Source organism: Steroidobacter flavus (assembly GCF_042651805.1).
GTDB classification, from domain to species: domain Bacteria; phylum Pseudomonadota; class Gammaproteobacteria; order Steroidobacterales; family Steroidobacteraceae; genus Steroidobacter; species Steroidobacter flavus.
The window spans coordinates 182003-200125 of the sequence record NZ_JBHSDU010000001.1 but is presented as its reverse complement, the minus strand read 5'-3'; the positions used below and the strand labels follow the sequence as shown (position 1 = coordinate 200125).

At 60.4% G+C, this 18123-nt stretch carries 22 protein-coding genes; 16 read left to right on the top strand and 6 right to left on the bottom strand.

Annotation, left to right across the window (positions count from 1 at the left end):
• Positions 1 to 3: 3 nt before the first annotated feature.
• The 10 genes from ACFPN2_RS00865 to ACFPN2_RS00820 all read left to right on the top strand — a co-directional run bounded on the left by ACFPN2_RS00865 (position 4) and on the right by ACFPN2_RS00820 (position 8466).
• A complete protein-coding gene (locus ACFPN2_RS00865) occupies positions 4 to 3108 on the top strand; it encodes a pilus assembly protein (protein WP_380594042.1) in 3105 nt (1034 codons plus the stop codon).
• 4 nt (positions 3109 to 3112) lie between these two features.
• A complete protein-coding gene (locus ACFPN2_RS00860) occupies positions 3113 to 3607 on the top strand; it encodes a GspH/FimT family pseudopilin (RefSeq protein ID WP_380594040.1) in 495 nt (164 codons plus the stop codon).
• Between the two features lie 213 nt (positions 3608 to 3820).
• The gene (locus tag ACFPN2_RS00855) at positions 3821 to 4117 is read left to right on the top strand and encodes a type II toxin-antitoxin system RelE/ParE family toxin (protein WP_380594038.1); all 297 of its coding nucleotides are present in this window, start codon (positions 3821 to 3823) and stop codon (positions 4115 to 4117) included.
• A 2-nt stretch (positions 4118 to 4119) separates the two neighbouring features.
• The gene (locus ACFPN2_RS00850) at positions 4120 to 4419 is read left to right on the top strand and encodes an addiction module antidote protein (protein ID WP_380594036.1); all 300 of its coding nucleotides are present in this window, start codon (positions 4120 to 4122) and stop codon (positions 4417 to 4419) included.
• A gap of 41 nt (positions 4420 to 4460) precedes the next feature.
• Positions 4461 to 5387 (top strand): DUF2971 domain-containing protein, encoded by a 927-nt coding sequence (locus ACFPN2_RS00845; RefSeq protein ID WP_380594034.1) that lies wholly within the window; start codon positions 4461 to 4463, stop codon positions 5385 to 5387.
• A gap of 15 nt (positions 5388 to 5402) precedes the next feature.
• Positions 5403 to 6410 carry a hypothetical protein gene (locus tag ACFPN2_RS00840; protein WP_380594032.1) on the top strand — a complete coding sequence of 336 codons (1008 nt, stop codon included), beginning with the start codon at positions 5403 to 5405 and terminating at the stop codon, positions 6408 to 6410.
• A 357-nt stretch (positions 6411 to 6767) separates the two neighbouring features.
• Positions 6768 to 7037, top strand: coding sequence for a hypothetical protein (locus ACFPN2_RS00835; RefSeq protein WP_380594030.1), 270 nt, complete (start codon positions 6768 to 6770; stop codon positions 7035 to 7037).
• Between the two features lie 202 nt (positions 7038 to 7239).
• Positions 7240 to 7611, top strand: a complete 372-nt coding sequence (locus ACFPN2_RS00830) for a helix-turn-helix domain-containing protein (protein ID WP_380594028.1) — start codon at positions 7240 to 7242, stop codon at positions 7609 to 7611.
• Between the two features lie 207 nt (positions 7612 to 7818).
• Complete coding sequence (locus tag ACFPN2_RS00825) at positions 7819 to 8115, top strand: type II toxin-antitoxin system RelE/ParE family toxin (protein WP_380594026.1); 297 nt, start codon at positions 7819 to 7821, stop codon at positions 8113 to 8115.
• 3 nt (positions 8116 to 8118) lie between these two features.
• Entirely contained in the window at positions 8119 to 8466 is a 348-nt protein-coding gene (locus ACFPN2_RS00820; RefSeq protein WP_380594025.1) for an addiction module antidote protein, read from the top strand.
• Between the two features lie 65 nt (positions 8467 to 8531).
• Here ACFPN2_RS00820 and ACFPN2_RS00815 read toward each other — a convergent pair whose 3' ends face one another.
• From ACFPN2_RS00815 to ACFPN2_RS00790, 6 genes are all read right to left on the bottom strand, one after another.
• Positions 8532 to 9149, bottom strand: coding sequence for a hypothetical protein (locus ACFPN2_RS00815; protein WP_380594023.1), 618 nt, complete (start codon positions 9147 to 9149; stop codon positions 8532 to 8534).
• An 8-nt stretch (positions 9150 to 9157) separates the two neighbouring features.
• Entirely contained in the window at positions 9158 to 9394 is a 237-nt protein-coding gene (locus ACFPN2_RS00810; protein ID WP_380594021.1) for a hypothetical protein, read from the bottom strand.
• A gap of 140 nt (positions 9395 to 9534) precedes the next feature.
• Entirely contained in the window at positions 9535 to 9993 is a 459-nt protein-coding gene (locus ACFPN2_RS00805; protein ID WP_380594019.1) for a hypothetical protein, read from the bottom strand.
• A gap of 183 nt (positions 9994 to 10176) precedes the next feature.
• Positions 10177 to 10359, bottom strand: a complete 183-nt coding sequence (locus ACFPN2_RS00800) for a helix-turn-helix transcriptional regulator (protein WP_380595262.1) — start codon at positions 10357 to 10359, stop codon at positions 10177 to 10179.
• Between the two features lie 197 nt (positions 10360 to 10556).
• A complete protein-coding gene (locus ACFPN2_RS00795) occupies positions 10557 to 11540 on the bottom strand; it encodes a hypothetical protein (protein ID WP_380594017.1) in 984 nt (327 codons plus the stop codon).
• Between the two features lie 73 nt (positions 11541 to 11613).
• Entirely contained in the window at positions 11614 to 12822 is a 1209-nt protein-coding gene (locus ACFPN2_RS00790) for a tyrosine-type recombinase/integrase (RefSeq protein WP_380594015.1), read from the bottom strand.
• Positions 12823 to 13416: 594 nt separating this feature from the next.
• Here ACFPN2_RS00790 and ccmA point away from each other — a divergent pair.
• Genes ccmA through ACFPN2_RS00760 form a run of 6 tightly spaced genes read left to right on the top strand, consistent with a single transcriptional unit; the run spans position 13417 to position 18113 of the window.
• Complete coding sequence (gene ccmA / locus ACFPN2_RS00785) at positions 13417 to 14064, top strand: cytochrome c biogenesis heme-transporting ATPase CcmA (RefSeq protein ID WP_380594013.1); 648 nt, start codon at positions 13417 to 13419, stop codon at positions 14062 to 14064.
• A gap of 29 nt (positions 14065 to 14093) precedes the next feature.
• Positions 14094 to 14765 (top strand): heme exporter protein CcmB, encoded by a 672-nt coding sequence (gene ccmB / locus ACFPN2_RS00780; RefSeq protein WP_380595260.1) that lies wholly within the window; start codon positions 14094 to 14096, stop codon positions 14763 to 14765.
• Positions 14766 to 14771: 6 nt separating this feature from the next.
• Positions 14772 to 15503 (top strand): heme ABC transporter permease CcmC, encoded by a 732-nt coding sequence (ccmC, locus tag ACFPN2_RS00775; protein ID WP_380594011.1) that lies wholly within the window; start codon positions 14772 to 14774, stop codon positions 15501 to 15503.
• A 2-nt stretch (positions 15504 to 15505) separates the two neighbouring features.
• Positions 15506 to 15694, top strand: coding sequence for a heme exporter protein CcmD (ccmD, locus tag ACFPN2_RS00770; RefSeq protein ID WP_380594009.1), 189 nt, complete (start codon positions 15506 to 15508; stop codon positions 15692 to 15694).
• Positions 15691 to 16149, top strand: coding sequence for a cytochrome c maturation protein CcmE (gene ccmE / locus ACFPN2_RS00765; RefSeq protein WP_380594007.1), 459 nt, complete (start codon positions 15691 to 15693; stop codon positions 16147 to 16149). The genes ccmD and ccmE overlap by 4 nt, the downstream gene beginning before the upstream one ends.
• Positions 16150 to 16157: 8 nt before the next feature.
• Entirely contained in the window at positions 16158 to 18113 is a 1956-nt protein-coding gene (locus ACFPN2_RS00760) for a heme lyase CcmF/NrfE family subunit (RefSeq protein WP_380594005.1), read from the top strand.
• The last annotated feature ends 10 nt before the right edge of the window (positions 18114 to 18123 follow it).

The following is an 18123-nucleotide window of genomic DNA, read 5'->3' as shown; positions in this document are numbered from 1 at the left end:
ATCATGACGCGGTCCCTGAAGTGGTTCATCGGAATGCTCGCCGCCAGCGCCTGCTGGAGCGCGGCCGCCGAGGATATCGATCTGTTCATCGGTGCCCAGGCCAGCTCCGGCGATCAGCCGCAGGTGTTGTTCATCATCGATAACACGGCGAACTGGACGCAGGCCTTCGACAACGAGATGGCCGCTCTGCGTAATGTCTTTAACAGCCTGCCCGCCGACAAGGTGCAGGTCGGCGTCATGTTCTCTGCCGAGACCGGCAGCAGCGACAGCAACGTGGCTGGCGGCTACGTGCGCGCGGCGATCCGGCCGATGAACACGGCCAACAGAGGTTTGTATGCATCGATGTTCTCCGCGATGGATGTCGGTAAGGACAAAGGTAACGGCGGTCAGTCTAGCCTGGTGATGGCCGAGGCCTATCGTTATCTCAGCGGCGGTCAGGCGCGCTCCGGTAATAACAAGGCGAAAGCGGATTACACCGGCAACACCGGCTCGGATTGGTCGAACAGCGCCACGACGGCTGCGTCGAAGGCGGCGATGAAAGCGATTTACGCGCTGCCCGGCAACGCACTGAACACGAAAGCAGCGATCACTTACAACGCGCCGGGCGGCGGCTCGGGTTGCACCAAGCGGTTCATCGTCTATCTCAGCAACGGTCCGTCGCAGGACAACGCGTCGATCATCTCGACCGCGAACACGATGTTGCAACAGGCGGGCGGTAACACCACCGCCATTGCGCTGCCGATCGCAGGCTCTCAGGACAACGTCACGGACGAGTGGGCCCGTTTTCTCCACGACCGCATGGGCGTGATCACCTATGCCATCGAAGTGAACAAGAAGACCAGCGGTCAGGGACCGGGCTGGTCGTCCTTGCTGGAAAACATGGCGCTGTCCAACGGCGGCACGTACCAGGACGTGAGCAGCCTGGATCTGGAAAAAGCGATCCGGGACGTGCTCGCACAGATCCAGGCGACCAACAGCGTGTTCGCCTCGGTGAGCTTGCCGTTGAGCGCCAGCACGCAGGGTACTTATCTCAATCAGGTGTATGTCGGTCTGTTCCGCCCCGATGGCACGGCGCTGCCACGTTGGGCCGGCAACTTGAAACAGTACAAGCTCGGCTACAGCGGCAGCGACCTGCGATTGCAGGATGCTCTGAGCGCGCCGGCGGTCGATACCACGACGGGTTTCGTCCGGATCTGCTCCAAGAGCTTCTGGACCAGCCCCAACAAATATTGGAACTTCCGCGCTCAGCAGTTCGAGGACCAGGAGGGCTGCGCCGTCGAGAACGAATCGTTCCCGCCCATGAGCTCGGATTATCCGGACGGCAAGTTCGTGGAGAAGGGCGGCCAGGCGCAGCTGCTCCGAGCGACGCCGAATGCGAATCGGCAACTCAGCACCTGCACCGGCTTCACTTGCTCCTCCGTCACCAGCTTCAACATCAGCAATGTCACGGCCGCCATGCTCGGTGTGACCGATGACACGGAACGACAGAAGATCGTCAACTGGGCTCGCGGCCAGGATATCGACGACGAGCATACGACTGATTCGATCACGCCCACTGCTACCACCTCGACTGCGATGCGGCCCTCGGTGCACGGGGACGTGGTGCACTCGCGGCCTGTGGCGCTCAACTTCGGTACCGATTCCAGTCCCAAGGTGGTGGTGTTCTACGCCGCCAACGACGGTGTGTTCCGCGCGATCAACGGCAATCGCCCAGGCGCCACGAGCAGCGATGGCAAGATCGACGGCGTGGCGCCCGGCGGTGAACTGTGGGGCTTCGTGCCGCCGGAATTCCACAAGCAGTTCAAACGGCTTTACGACAACGTCATTCCGGTGAGCTTTCCGAATGTGACCACCGGCTCGCCGGAACCGAAGCCTTATGCCATGGATGGTGCGATCACTGCCTATCGCGCCGGCTCGAAAGCCAGCGTGCTTGCGACCATGCGACGGGGTGGCCGCGCTGTTTACTCGTTCACCATCGATGGCAGCCATCCGAGCGATATCAAGCTGGCGTGGAAGATCGGTTGTAACGATTCACAATGCACCAGCAGCGACTTCAACGAAATCGGTCAGACCTGGTCGCCGGTCAAGCCGTTCACCGCGAAAGGCTACAGCTCGAGCGGCACGCCCCAGCAGTTGCTGATCATGGGCGGCGGCTACGATCCCTGCGAAGACGCCAAGCCGAATACCTGCACTTCGAGTAGCAAAGGTCACAAGGTGTATGTGCTCGATGGCGCCACCGGTGCTGTTCAACGCAGCTTCAACACCGACCGAGGCGTGATTGCCGAAGTGGCGGTCGTGCCGGATCTCACGACGGGCCTGGCTTTGTATGCTTACGTGGTCGATCTTGGCGGCAACGTCTATCGCATCAACATCGGCAACGACGCGCCCGCCGACTGGACCATGACGAAGATCGCGTCGCTCGGCTGCGATACCGCGAGCGCGAGCTGCAGTTACAACCGCAAGTTCATGTTCGCCCCGGACATCCTGCTCGATAACGGCGCGTACGTGCTGTTGCTCGGCTCGGGCGATCGTGAGAAGCCGCGCGAGTATGTGAGCACGACGCAGAATTATTTCTTCATGCTGAAAGACAAGCCGCAGGATGCCACCTGGCTGACGACCGAGTCGGGCAATTGCTCGGCGGCCGTGCTGTGCTTGAGCTCGCTCACGCCGATCCTGGACTCGCAGACGCCCACCGCCGATCAGCTGGCTGCGAAGAAAGGTTGGTACCTCGGCCTCAATCCCACCGAACAGGTGGTGACCGCCGCGATCACGATCTTCGGCAATCTCACCTTCAGCACGCACGAGCCGGCGGCGGCTGCTCCGGGAATGTGTAGTGCGAACCTTGGATTGGCGCGCGTGTACAACGTTTCCTATTTGAATGCCGGGGGCCAGAGCAGCAACCACGAACGCTCGCAAGAGCTGCCGCCCGACATCGGCTTGCCGCCTTCACCGGTGGCGGGCCTCGTGACTCTCGACGATGGACGAACCGTGCCGTTCTGTATCGGCTGCACGTCGGACTCGCCGCTGGAAGGCAGCGAACCGAAGGTCCCGCCGTCGAGCATTCCGGCGCAGCCGAAGAACCGCGTGTATTGGTACATCGAGCGCTAGCGTCATGCGACTCCCTTCCGAACGAGGCTTCACGCTCATTGAACTGCTGGTCACGTTGTCCATCGCGGCCATCCTGCTGGCGATCGCGGTGCCTTCGTACAGCGGCTCGCGATTGAATAGCCAGTTGCGCGCGTCGTCGAACGATTTGATCGGCAGCATCAATCTTGCCCGCAGCGAAGCGATCAAGGGCGGGACGTCGGTGACTCTGTGCGCTTCCTCGGATGGCCTGACGTGCAGCGGCGGGTGGGGCAATGGCTGGGTCGTACTCCGGGGCGCCGACGTACTCCACACCGTCAGCGCCATCCCCGCCGGCTTCCAGCTCACCGAATCCTCCGGCACCGTGACCCTGCAATTTCAGTCCACCGGCGTCGATGCGACTCCTGCGGTGTTCACGTTGTGCCGCTCTAGCCCTAGTGTTGGGAGTCAGGAGCGGGTCGTCAGTATGGATGCGACGGGGCGTGCGTTTGTTCGGCGGACGAGTTTGGGGGCTTGTTCGTAGCGCGACCTGATTCCGTGGGCCACGGCGCGTTCGCGCCTTCGATACATGGCCGCATTAGCACAAATCCAGAATAAGAAAGCAGCTCATCGCTGAGGTATTGCCGACTTTTTCACCCTTCGTTGCCGCGAGCAGCATGTGACGATCCATGCCTTGCCGATACAAACCTTGTGTTAACTATGGTTGACGGCGTGTGATCTATGGTTTACAGTCACCATGCTCGAAATATTCAGGTCGGAAGCATTTGATCGCTGGCTCCGCGAACTGCGGGACCGCCGTGCTCGAGCGCGCGTTGAGGCGCGGATCCTGCGGTTGTCGCGCGGTAATCCCGGCGATGTAAAGCCGGTAGGCTCGGGCGTAAGCGAGATGCGAATCGACTACGGTCCGGGTTATCGCGTGTACTTCACGCGGCGGGGCCAGTTCGTGATTGTTCTTCTGTGTGGCGGTGACAAGCACACGCAGGACGCGGATATCGAGCGTGCGATTGAGATGGCGGAAGACTGGAGCGCTTAACCATGGTACGCAAGAAAGAGAAGTTCGCGCGTTACGACGTTGTCGACTACCTCAAATCCGAAGAAGACATCGCTGCGTATCTCGAAGCCTGCATGGAAGAGGCGGGAGATGACGCTGCGTACATCGCCGCGGCGTTAGGAGATATCGCTCGTGCGCGCGGAATGGCGCAGCTCGCGAAGGACACGGGCATCTCGCGCGAAGGGTTATATAAGGCGCTTTCGCCGGATGGCAATCCGAGCCTCGCAACCGTGCTCAAGGTCGTCAAAGCATTGGGATTGAAGCTGACGCCGAAGGTTGCCTGAGTCACAAAAAAACATCGGACCAGCGGCCAGCCGCGGACACTATGCTGTACCACTACACAACGCCGGCCGGGCTGCTCGGCATCGCCGAAAGTAAAACGCTCTGGGCAACGCACATTCGATATCTCAACGATTCGACTGAGTACCTGCATGCCGTCGACGTGGCGAGAAAGGTGCGTGCAGATTCGCTAACGATGACTGACGCCAACGAGCTCAGGTATTTCGACTTCCTGCTGGGCAAAGAGACGCCGGGCAGGGATTGGATGGAGAATCACTGGACCGATGATTATTTCGTGGTGTCTCTGTCCAAGAGCCAGGACCGTCTGAGTCAGTGGCGATCGTATGCGGGGCGCTGCGGCTACTGCGTTGGCTGGGACGAAAAGGCGTTACGAACGTTAGCCGAGCGCAACGACTTTACGCTCGAGGAATGCATTTATGATGAGGAGCGGCAGCGCTCCCTGATCCTGCCGGTTCTAAAGAACGCGCAGGCTCGGTGGCAAGCTCACCCCATTGAGCTACCGCCGGACCCTCTGGAGTGGATTCCCACGGACTCGGAGTTCGAGACTTACTGGGGCCTCGCCAATATGAAGCGCGAGTTCGACCAGGAATTCTCGCGTGTTGCCACGGTGTGCAAGCACCCTGCTTTTGTCGAAGAGCAGGAATGGCGTTTGGTTGCCGGGGTGGCGTTAAAAGGCACGAGCAAGCATCGACAGCCGAAGCTCAGGCCGGGACATACGCAACTGATACCCTATGTCGAGTTCCAGTTCGATCTGGATCTCTTTGCGCGTACGCCCATCCAGTTTAAAGATGGCGGTACCGTCATGATGGGCGGGCTGGAAACCGTGGTGTATTGCGGGCCCAATCCGGAGCCCGCGTTGGCTCGACGTTCAGTTCATAGGGCGTTCCGCGATTGGCACATCACGAGTTGCCTTTTCTCGGCGGCGCCTTACCGCGATTGGAATGTCGGTTAGCGGCGGAGCATGTCGATGCGAACTGTCATTGTGGTGGGGGCGGGTGCAAGTCAAGAGTGTGGCTTGCCCATCGGTAGCCGGCTCACGCAGGATATCGGGGGGCTACTCAATTTCAGTTATGACGGCTGGCGCCGGCAGTCCGGAGACGAGTTGATCGCGCTGGCCATTAACAAGAAGACCAACAGCGTTCCGGAGTACTACCAAGCGGCGATGGACATGAGCAAAGCCATGCCGCTTGCCATGTCGATCGATAACTATCTCGATGCGCATGCGGGCAATGTGCAGATCGAAACTTGCGGAAAATTCGCGATTGTTCGCGCGATCCTGCAGGCCGAGAGCGCGAGCAAATTATTTATGGGCGATGGCCGGGAGATGGATTTTTTTCAGCTGAAAGACACGTGGTATGTCGCGTTCTGGAGGCTGCTGGCACAAAACAAACGCATCGACGATCTCGCAGTCTGCTTAGATAACATCACCTTCGTCATCTTCAACTACGATCGCTGCGTAGAGCACTTCCTGTTTAATAGTATTCAAACTTATTACCGCGTTTCGCGGGAGAAGGCCGCGGAGATCCTCCAGCACTTGAAGGTGTTTCATCCCTACGGATCGGTTGGCGCGCTACCTTGGAGCGACCGGAGCGGGATTGCCTATGGAGCGACGCCGAGCCCAGATCAACTGATCGCTCTCGCGGAGCGCATCAAGACGTTCACCGAAGGCACGGATCCGGATTCGAGTGAGATCGGTGAGATTCGCGCGCAATTCAGCGATGCAACTACGGTGTTGTTCCTGGGCTTTCACTACCATCCGCAGAATCTGGAGCTCCTCCAGCCACCGGACACGGCGGCTCATCATGGACTCGATGTTCACTACTACGGGACCGGATACGGGCTGTCAGATGCTGACCGCGATAGCGTAGTGGACGATCTGGCCAAGCTGACCGGCATCGAACCCGAGGCCGTTCATATCGCAAAGCTCAAATGCGCGCAGGTCTTTCAAGAGTTCAGCAGGACGCTGCTCATCTGAAGGAATGGTGCCGGGACCGGACTAGAATTTCGAGCAGAAATTGGCTTTTTTACAGTCCTTGGTAATACCAAAAGAACAGCTATACCCCCAGGAATACCCCTGCACTAACTCCGTTGCGCCATAAGCGGCCCCCGCCGGGACGGCAATCCCGACGAGGGCCTACCAAGCCACACCTTACATGAGGTGCAACATGGGTTCGCAACCCGACCATTCTACCGGCCGGTGCGCCGGATTGCGCTCCACGCGCTGTACTCGTCCCCGGACAATCCGGGGTGAGCTGTGCTTTCTCGCCCTGTCCCAGCGAGAAGCCCGACTGGCCGTGCAGATCCGGCGGCTACGCCGCGAAGGGGGTGTCGCATGAGCCCCCATCAGGAGACTGCCGTCGGCGAGGTTGGCATCGATGGGGCGCAATCCCTCTCCGAACGTATCCACGGCGTTCGGACCGATCTGCGTGACCTCACGGCCATCGTCGACATAGCTCGCCGTGCAATCAGCCCCGACGAAGATTGGTGTCTGCATCACGCATTGGAGCGCGTGGTCGACCGCCTTGGCGGGGCCAGTATGGATTTAGAACTCATCGGACTGGATGCGCACGAGCTTGGCGTGTTCAAAGGCGGTGCCCAATGAGCGGAGGAAGGGCCAGGGCAGGGCTCGAACGCGCCCCACAACAGCCGCTCCGCCAGATCCAAAAGACACTGGCGGTCGCTCAGTGCATCGAAATCGCTGCCGACCACGCAGACAGCCAGATCGATATCGCGGACGCCGTGGGCGGGCTCGTAATCCTGCTAACCGCTACCGCGACGATGCTGGATCAGCCGAGGGATGCGCCATGAGTGCCGCAGGCGCCGAATCTCGCGCCTACTTCCGAGCCCTCGGCAAGCGGATCACGACGCTGCGAAAGTCACAGCAGATGACACAAACGGAGCTGGCGCGAGCGATCGGAGTGAGTCCACAGGCAGTTTGCGCTTACGAGATCGGGGAACGTCGCGTCTCGGTACTCCTCTTGGCCAGGATTACGAAGCTGTTCCCGATCACCGCCGACAAGCTGATGGGCATGGAGGAGGCGGCGCCTGTTCCGAAGCGGCGACTGTCCTGGAGAGCTATGCGGCACGCTGAACGATTGCAGGCGCTATCCAGAACACAGCAGCGCTTCGTCGTCAGCATCATCGATGTGCTAGAAGATCGTTCGCCGCCGAGCTGATCGAACACGTCGTCATGGATCAGCCCGCGCTGCTCTGGGCTGCGGGCTCCTCATTCCATCTGGGGTACGACGGTGTTCTTGACTGCGGGCATTTTGTTCGCCTGATATGGCCTCCCGTCGCGAATGCTTTTCTTTTCCCGACAGGGTTGGGCTCATCTGTGTATACACTCGTTGACATTGGTGTATACGACTGTTTACACTGCCCGCATGTTCGAAGTCATCGAATCCGATGTGTTCCAGGCTTGGATGTCTGAGCTGCGCGATCAGCAAGCACGTAACCGAATCGCAGCTCGCATCACTCGTCTGGCGCAAGGGAACTTCGGCGACTGGAAGGCCATCCAGGGTGCCGTCAGCGAGATGCGAATCGACCATGGGCCGGGATATCGCGTGTATTTCACGCGACGCGGCGCAAAGTTGATTTTACTTCTGTGTGGTGGTGACAAGCGAACGCAGGCGACCGACATCAAGCGGGCGCTCAAGATGGTGGATGAACTGGAGGACTGACCTATGGCTACAAAAGCTCGATCGAAGCCTCGCGCGAAATCTCGCGTGAAGGATGCATTGCCGGCAGGATATCGACGTTGGGATGCGGCGAATTACCTCAAGAGCGAGGAAGACATGGCCGGCTATCTTGAAGCTGCGATGGAAGAAGCGCCGGACGACCCGGCATACATCACTGCGGTGCTGAATGACATTGCCCGCGCTCGCGGCATCATGAAACTCGCAAACGATGCAGGCATGACGCGCGCAGGTCTGTACAAGGCACTGGCCCCAGGCTCGAAGCCTTCCTTCGAGACGGTCGTAAAGATCAGCAAGGCGCTTGGCTTGCGATTGTCGTTGAAACCGGCAGCCTGACGGCGGACGCGCGGCGCGGGGAGTGTCAGCGTTCATTCCATCCAAACTTGCGAGGGTGTTCGCGATCAGTCGATGGAACTGGTCGGTGGGTCGAGATAGCCCACCAGACGAAGGAGGCTTGGCCATAACAAGTCATCCTTGCGCTCTTCGATGGCTGCCCATCTCGCGTTGATCCGCTCGAAAGTCCTCCGGCGCATTCCTTTTGGGCGCGCACCGTCCTCGGTGAGCTTTGCCTCCAGCTTTCGCTGAGCGCGCCAGCAGCGGTCAATCGGACTTTCTCCTTCCGACGCATACACGAGCCGCTGGCACACACGGCATGCAAAATTGCCGCGACGAGAGATCCCAAAAAGCACCAAACACAGACGGCCGCACTCAGGACATACGAACCAGCTGCGACAGCCACCAAGCGTGCAGGGCGTCTGCGTCAGCTCAACCCGGCACGCAATCGCCTGCGGTCGGCAGCCGCTAGGTGTCCACGTGTAGTTAAGCAGGATCGCATCCGGGATCGTTCGCACACCGATGCTGGCAATCCTCTCTTCGTCCCGAAACCAGTACCAGTCAAAGCTCTGGCCGGCGGCAACGCGACCTTTCTTCGTGAGCTGCCGAAGATCGAGCCGCAACATATGTTCGCACTTGCGACGCCAGCCGGGCCGACCCGCGTTGTATCGATATCCGCCACGCATAGCGGCTCCTATGAATCACAAATCACTTGGGCATCCGCGTCGTGATCGCTCTTTGAATCAACACCTAACTCCCTGACTGAACTTCCATTTCGATAGCTGTCTACGTCCGAGTCGTTCAATACGCGGATGACGATCAACGGATGGATGTGCAGCAGGCTGGAAATGTCGCGAACCTTCAGCCCGCTGCCAGCCAGCGAGACGATGCGTTCAGAGGTGCTGCGCATCGATCGCACGTCGTTCGTCATGCCTGCGATCTCCTGCGGTCAATGTTCCCAGATGAGGATGAAGGCAGAGTGCCAGTTTGCTGCGCCCTGGCCAGACTCTTAGAGTATTCCCGACCATCGGTGTGTACTTGGGGCGATTCGGGGGTGAAATCGGTGTGTAACTAGGGTGTGTTCACACCGACTATCGGTGTGACTGTGCCCCGACCATCGGTGTGTAATTCTGCCGATGGCGCGCTCTGCCACTTCAGATACGCATGCGTTGCTGGTTGCGGATAGTCGAGGGGCTGGCCGTCTCGGTAGTGAATGGGCCACCACGTCACTGCCCACAGCGTGGGAATCTTCCGCAGTCGCATTCCCTGGCGAGTGCGAACGATCAGCCCGCGATCCTCAAGCAGCCGAAGCGAGCGATAAACCGTCTCACGCGATGCCATCCCGAACTTCTCGGCATACGAGTCGGTGCACATCATCGTGCCGTTTCGTTCTCTGGGCTTGCCAATGACCAAGATCGCTAGGACGCGGAAGGCAGCATGGGGTGCGGTCTTCAGCGCCTCACTCATCATCACGCTCTCGGGGATGCGAGCGAAGTGTTCCTTCTCGACGGCCGATTTCCTCCTCGGCATGTCAGCGGCGCTCTGCCACAACGATCGGCACGACGTAGCGGCCGATGCGCCTTAACTCAACGCTAAGCCCCACGGTGCGAAGCTTTTCTGTGATGCGCACCCTCGGTCGAATTGGTGCAATCTTCGCGATGCATCTGCCGCCGTCAGCCCCGCCGGACTGGTGCACGGCGTCGTGGGTGCGCATTACGCCCCCGACTTGCCGGCAAGGGGGCGGGACTCAATCCATTTCTGGATTTCATCTTCGCGCCAAGCGCTGGCGCGTTCACTGATCTTTCTCGGGCGAGGGAATAGCCCGGCATTGCCTAGTCGGTAGATGCTGTCGCGGCCTAGGCCGGTGAGTTCGATCACCTGGGGCAGGCGGAGCATGCGAGGGGTCGTCGTCATCGCTTTCCTCCCTGGATGCTACGCGCCGCTTGCGGATGCGAGCGGCCGGCACCAGTTGCAAGCGATGCTATGGACCCGATGGAGCAAGGATAGGCGCGAACGTTCGCGCTTGACCGCCGGAGTCGTTCGCGGGCTTGTACTAAGTTGTTGAGGAGAAATTATTCGCCGAGCGCGAACCACTATCTCCGGGGACCCGGCGGAAGATCGGGTGGTCGCAACGCCTGCGCAAAGACTTCCGCAACTCGATCTGGGACATTCCGCTCCAAAAGCCAGGACTTGACCTGGGTATTAGTCGGCGCAGTCGATGGATCGCTTGGGTCGTACAGCCTCCAGAATTTCTCAGCCGCAGCGACGAGCTGTTTCAGAAGCGGTGTCTCATGGTTGCCCCAGGGCCAAGGGCCACTCGAACTCGCCTGCAAAACAAGCTTGTCGCGCTCCTCGTTCAACGTCTTTATTGCAGCCTTCTGTGAATTTATTGTTTCAGCGAGCTGATCGATAGTGGCCATGCATTGACTCAACGTTGCACCTTGGCTGTCCGCAACGTCCTTCCAGTCGGTCAACTGAATCCCTCGCTCTTCAAGCGCCGCCACCAGCCGGTGGGGTATCGTCACTAGCTTCGTGCGCTCCACCCATCGTAGGAACTCGCCAGGTGGAGTGCGAACCTTCAATCCACTGGAGCCCGCTCTCCGCGTGTGTTCCGCCAATGTCACGAGGTCGCAGAATAGCTTCGCCACCTGCGATACATTGATGTACGGCTGGATCATCTTTGAGTTTACGACGCGTGGGTCGCGATCTAAAGCAAGCGCTATCCTTTCGTCGATCGACCAGTCAGGCCAAACACTCCAGTACGAAACGTCCGCCAGTGCGCCTGCTTGGTTGAAATGAAACTTGGCTTCTTCGGCAATCCGGCGCTTTTCAATAAGTTCTTTCGCCTCACGGACCTTCGCGGATAGTTCTTCGTCGGACAGACTTTTCAGTTCAGCTCCGTACTCCGCCAGCGAGATTCCAAGTTTGATTGCGCGTTCCTTCGTGGCCGCTTGCTCGGCAGTTAGTCGATTGGGAAGACAGAGGGCCTTAGCTCTGAGCCGAGGGTCATCACGCAAATTCACTAGGAACGAGATTGCGTGACTGCGGTCACTCTGAGTGTCATCGGAGTCGGACATTGCGCACCCCTGCGCCCACCCCTAAAGAACACTGCGCCAATCGGGCAGGGTTCCCCGACTTTCGGTAGCGAGCCTAGGCGCAGCGCTTACCCGTATTAATATCGACTACCTGACCGCTCGCCTTCAGCCCCTCAAGATAGTCACTCCAGCCCTGCATCATCTTCCGACGTTCGGCCAAGCGTTCGGCACGATTGTATGCAGCTCGGACTTTGTTTCTTTCTGCATGCGCAAGCTGCAACTCGATCAGATCGGGATGCCAGCCTTGTTCATTGAGGCAGGTCGAAGCCATTGAGCGGAAGCCGTGCCCCACCATCTGTTCCTTGCTGTAGCCGAGGCGACGAAGGGCGGCATTGATGGTGTTGTCGCTGATACAGCGAGCGGCACTTCGCAGGGAGGGGAAAAGGAATTTGCCGTCGCCAGTGATCGCCTGAAGCTTACGTAGCACCTCAACTGCCTGAGTCGAAAGTGGAACGATGTGAGGTTCGCCCATCTTCATGCGTGCGCCAGGGATGCGCCACTCGGCTTTGTCGAGATCGAATTCCGACCATTCGGCGGCCCTCAGCTCGCCCGGGCGGACGAAGACTAGAGGGGCGAGTCTCAGAGCGGCGGCAGTCGCGGGCTGTCCCTGATATTCGTCAATGGCGCGCAACAGTTCGCCGATCTGCTGTGGGTCGGTTATAGCCGAGTGATGCCTGACCGTGACAGGGGCGAGCGCGCCTCGCAGATCGGCGGTGGGATCGCGCTCTAGTCGGCCGGTGGCTACGGCGTAACGCAGGACGCGGCCGGCGAGGGCGCGAGTGCGGTGTGCTGTCTCAAGCTTCCCTCGTGACTCCAGCCGGCGGCAGACTGAAAGAATGTCGGCAGCCTTGATGGTGGCTATCGGTCGCGAGCCCAGATACTTCAGCAGCCAATCATCAAGAATCCATCGAGCTTTTGAGAGAGTGCGTGCACTCATGTGCTCACGCCGAAGTTCAATGTATTCGTCAGCAATGACAGCAAGGGTATCCGCCGTCGCTTCACGTTCGGCTCTTTTCTTTGCCGCTGGATCGATGCCATCGGCAATCAGTGACCGGGCGTCATCGCGTTTCTCGCGTGCACGCTTCAACGACACTTCGGGATACGAGCCAAGCGCGAGGAGCTTTTCCTTGCCGTGAATGCGGTACTTCAGCCGCCACAGCCGTGAGCCCGTGGGCGTGACGAAAAGAAACATCCCTTTCTCATCGAACCGCTTGTACGCCTTCGGCGCGGGCTTCGCGGAGCGCACCGTTGCTTCAGTGAGCATTGGGGGTATTTCGAATCCCAGAATTTAGGATACCCCTTCCGTATACCCCCACGCGTGCTATGCTGTCAACGGATGACAGCGGACGGTAGCGGAGCGTTTCGCCCTGGAATTTACGGTGTTCTGTTGTGTCTGTGGCATCTTCTTCGGATGCCTTCAGATGTAGAGATGGTGCCCGGGACCGGAATCGAACCGGTACGGAGTTGCCCCCGAGGGATTTTCGTACTCACTACAGCTTTCGCTGCGAACGACCGATTCCGCATCAGCCGCTCTTTGGAGTCTGGACTTTCTCTTTGTCGTGTCCCGCGCATGTCGCGGAAGTTAGACAGGGGCCGTCAAGTCTCTACACTTTCCTGGCAAGCCAGGCTTAGCTCGGGATTGCAGGCACGCGTGCGAAGCGTGAGGCTGGTTCCCCGAATTTGACCCCATTCACACCGGCCGTTTCCGAGCCGGGTGCTCAAAATTTTAAGTCCCTTGCGTCTACCAATTTCGCCACCCGGGCACGGGCGGGACCGACATTGTAAGCCACTCGAGGGCAGCATGCTAAACTGCCGGCACACATACCAATACTCGCAGTCCAACTAGCGACACCCAAGCATGCTTGCACAGGTCGCTGCGACTTCGCCGCAGCCGCAATTAGAAGCGCGTGCCGTCCATCTCTGGCGCGGCGAAAAACACCTGTTACGCGGCGTGTCCTTTGCCCTTTACAGCGGCGAGCTGCTGCAAGTCGTGGGGCCGAACGGCGTGGGCAAGACCAGTCTTTTGCGCTGTGTGGCGGGGCTGTTGCCGACCGAGCAGGGCGAGATCGTCTGGCAGGGGCAGGCGCTGTCAGCCGGGCTCGATGACTTTCATCGGGAGCTGGCGTATCTCGGCCACGTCAACGGGCTCAAATCCGACCTCACGGCGCTGGAAAACCTGCGCTTCGGCGTGGCGGTCCGGCGGGGCGTCACTACGGAGGAGTTACGCGAAACCCTCCAGTTACTGCACGTCGAGTCTTGCGCAGACTTACCGGTGCGCTCGTTATCGGCGGGGCAGAAGCGTCGGGTCGCTTTGGCCCGCATCATGCTGACGCGCGCGTCGCTGTGGATTCTCGACGAGCCCATCACGAACCTCGACAAAGCCGGCATCGCGCTGTTCGAAGCGCGGATCACCGAGCATATGCGAGCCGGCGGCATGATCCTGACGGCGGCTCATCAGCTGCTGCTCCAGGGCCAGCCCGGCGTGCGCACCCTGGAGCTGCGCTGATGCAGTCGTCCGTTCAGACGACGCCCGGTTTGGGCAAAATCCTGATGCTGGTGCTGGCGCGCGATCTGCGGCTGGCCGTGCGCCATTGGGATCAGGTGCTCCAGCCGCTGATCTTTTTCGTGATCGTCACGACGTTGTTCCCGCTGGCGATCAGTCCCGCGCTGGACGAGTTGCGCAAGATTTCTCCGGGAGTGGTGTGGGTCGCGGCCATGCTTGCTTCGTTGCTGGCACTTGAATCGCTCTTCAGGCCCGACGTCGAAGACGGGACCATGGAGCAGTGGGTGCTGTCGGGTCAGCCGCTGTCCCTGCTGTTGCTGGCGAAAACCGGCACGCACTGGCTGCTCACCGGGCTGCCGTTGGTGTTGATGGCACCGATCGTGGGAACTGCTTTGGGAATGCCGCAGTCTGTATGGCCGGTACTGGCGGCAACGCTGGCCCTGGGGACCGGATCGCTGTCCGTCCTTGGAGCCATCGGTGCCGCTCTTACGGTGAGTGTGCGGCGGGGAAGCGTGCTGCTAGCGTTGCTGGTGCTGCCGCTGGAGATGCCGGTGCTGATCTTCGGTGCCCGCGCCGTGGATCTGGCCATGCACGGCGAACCGGTGGCCGGTCCGTTAAACTTGCTGGCAGCGCTGTTGTTGTTCTTTGTCAGCCTCGGGCCCTTCGCCATGGCTGCCGCCATGCGGATCAGTGTGGAGTCCTAACAAGCTATGTGGCTGTGGTTTCACAAGCTCAGCTCGCCGCCTTACGCGTACCGCACGGCCGGTCGGGTGCGCCCGTGGCTGTTCTGGCCGGCGGTCCTGTTGATGATTGTCGGCGCGGTCGGCGGGCTGGTGCTTGCGCCCGAGGATTACCAGCAGAAGGATGCGTTCCGCATTATTTACGTCCATGTGCCGACCGCGATCCTGTCGTTATCGATCTACACCGTGATGGCGGTGGGCGCGGCTGTCGGCATTATCTGGAGGATCAAGCTGGCGCATGCGGTCGCCGCGGCCTGCGCCCCCGTCGGCGCTTGGTTCACGGCGGTGTGCCTGGCGACCGGCTCCATCTACGGCAAGCCCATGTGGGGCACGTGGTGGGAGTGGGATCCGCGCCTGACCTCGGAATTGATCCTGCTCTTCTTGTATCTGGGCTACATGACCCTGCGAGCGTCATTTGACGACACGCAACGGGCCGACCGGGCCAGTGCGATTCTGGCCATCGTCGGTGTGGTCAATGTGCCCATCGTCAAATACTCGGTGGTCTGGTGGAACAGCTTGCACCAAGGCCCCAGTATCTCGAAGATTGCCGCCCCCTCGATCGAAGGGTCCATGCTCTGGCCGTTATTGGTCATGCTGCTGGCCTTCGGTCTGTATGTCGGCGCGGTGGTCTGCGACCGCCTGCGGGCGGAGATTCTCCGGCGTGAGCGGAACGCCAGCTGGTTGAGCGAAAGCGTTGCCTGATCATGAACTTGAAAGACGTGCTTGACATGGGGGATTACGGCGTTTACGTCTGGTCCTGCTATGGGCTGACGTTCGCCGTGCTGGTGCTCAACCTATGGCTCGGGAAACGCTCGCTGGCCGAGCAGGTACTCAATGCCAGGCGCCGCTTGAAGATGTCTGAATCGATTAGCCCGGAGTCGCCATCGTCATGACCCCACGTCGCCGCCGTATGGTGCTGGTTGCACTGATCGTGCTGGGCGTGGGCTCGGCCGCCGCGTTCGCGCTCACTGCGTTCCAGGACAACCTGTTGTACTTCTATTCGCCGTCGGATGTGACGGCGGGCAAGGCGCCGACGGATCGCGTGTTCCGCGTCGGTGGCATGGTCCCCGAAGGCAGCTTCAGTCGCGCTTCCGGCAGCCTCGAAGCGCATTTCATCCTCACCGACTATGCGCACGAGGTGAAAGTCAGCTACACCGGCGTGCTGCCCGACTTGTTTCGTGAGGGGCAGGGTGTGATCGCGCGCGGTCGCATGGGCGCCGACGGTGTGTTCGTCGCCGAGGAAGTGCTCGCCAAGCACGACGAGAACTACATGCCGCCGGAAGTGGCGAAGACGCTGAAAAAGCAGCATGAGAAGCCCACGAACAGCGGGCCGTTGCCCACCACTTAGGAAGTGACATGGCCGCCGAACTCGGACACTTCGCGCTGATCCTGGCGTTCTGCCTGGCGCTGCCTCAGGCCTTTTTCGGTTTGATGGGCGCGCACTGGCGTCGTCCGCACTGGATCGCGCTCGCCAATCGTGCGGTCGCGGGGCAGTGGGTGTTCACGCTGTTCTCGTTCGCCTGCCTCTCGTACGTTTTCTATCAGAACGATTTCTCGGTGCTGTACGTCGCGCAGAACTCCAATTCGGAGCTGCCGACGTTCTATCGATTCGCCGCCGTGTGGGGCGCGCACGAAGGCTCATTGTTGTTGTGGTTGCTGGTGCAGGCGACCTGGGCGCTCGGGGTCGCGGCATTCAGCGGCAACATGCCTCAACAGATGACGAGTCGCGTGCTCGGCGTGTTGGGCGTGATCGGCGCCGGCTTCGCGCTGTTCATTCTGCTGACCTCGAATCCGTTCCTGCGCTTGTGGCCGGCTGCGCCCGATGGCCGCGATTTGAATCCGCTGTTGCAGGATCCTGCGTTGGCGATTCATCCGCCGATGCTCTACATCGGTTACGTCGGCTTCTCCGTGCCGTTCGCGTTCGCCGTCGCGGCGATGCTCGAAGGCAAGCTCGATTCGATGTGGGCGCGTTGGGTGCGTCCGTGGGCGACGGTTGCCTGGATGTTTCTGACCTGCGGGATCGCACTCGGTAGCTGGTGGGCGTACTACGAGCTCGGTTGGGGCGGCTGGTGGTTCTGGGATCCGGTGGAGAACGCGTCGTTCATGCCGTGGCTCATCGGCACGGCGCTGATTCATTCGTTGGCAGTGACTGAGAAGCGCGGCTTGTTCAAGAGCTGGACGTTGTTGCTGTCGATCACGGCGTTCTCGCTGTCGTTGCTCGGCACGTTCCTGGTCCGCTCCGGCGTGATCGAATCGGTGCATGCGTTTGCGAGCGATCCGGGCCGCGGCTTGTTCATCCTGTCGTTCCTCGGCGTATGCGTCGGCGGGGCCTTGGGTCTGTATGCCTGGCGGGCGCCGTTGTTTCGTTCGAAGGCGGGTTTCTCGCCGGTGTCGCGTGAGTCGTTCCTGCTCTTCAACAACATTCTGTTGGTGGGTGCGACCGCGGTGATCTTGATCGGCACGACCTATCCGATGTTCATGGATGCGTTCGGGCTCGACAAAGTGTCCGTGGGGCCGCCGTACTTCGAAGCGATGTTCCTCGTGCCGATGCTGCCGATGGTGTTCCTGCTCGCGCCGGGGATGCACGCGGCGTGGAAGAAGACATCCTTCGAGTCGACCAAGAAAATTCTCGGCGTGCTGTTGATTGTCGCGATCGTGTTGGCGCTCGTCGTGTCCGCGGGCGTGTATGGCTGGAAGTCAGTGATGACCGTCGTCGGTCTGACGGCGGCGTTCTGGGTGGCGGGTGCCGCGTTGGTCGATCCGATCAGCCGCTGGCGTAAGGGGCATTCGCTGCCGGCGAGCATCATCGGTATGAGCGTCGCGCACTTTGGTCTCGCGATGTTCATCGTCGGCGCGACCACGGTGGAATCGTACAAGCAAGAGACCGACCTGAGCCTGAAGCCGGGACAGTCGACCGAGCATGCGGGCTTCACCTTTACCATGACTCAGCTGAGCGACGTCAAAGGTCCCAACTACGAAGCCATTCAGAGCGAAGTGGTGATCACGCGCGACGGCAAGCAAGTGGCGGTCGTGCATCCGCAGAAGCGGGTCTATCGCGTGCAGAAGAACGCCATGACCGAAGCCGGCATCGATGCGCACTGGAATCGCGATCTGTTCGTCGCCATGGGCGAGCCGCTGGGCGACAACGCCTGGAGCGTGCGCCTGCAGTACAAGCCGATGGTTCGATTCATCTGGTTGGGCGCGGCGATCATGGCGCTCGGCGGATTGATCGCCATCTGCGACCGGCGCTATCGCAAGCGCGTGACCGTCGATGAAGGCGCCGCTGCCGCAGCCGGCGCGAAGACGGCCTGAGCCCGCGACC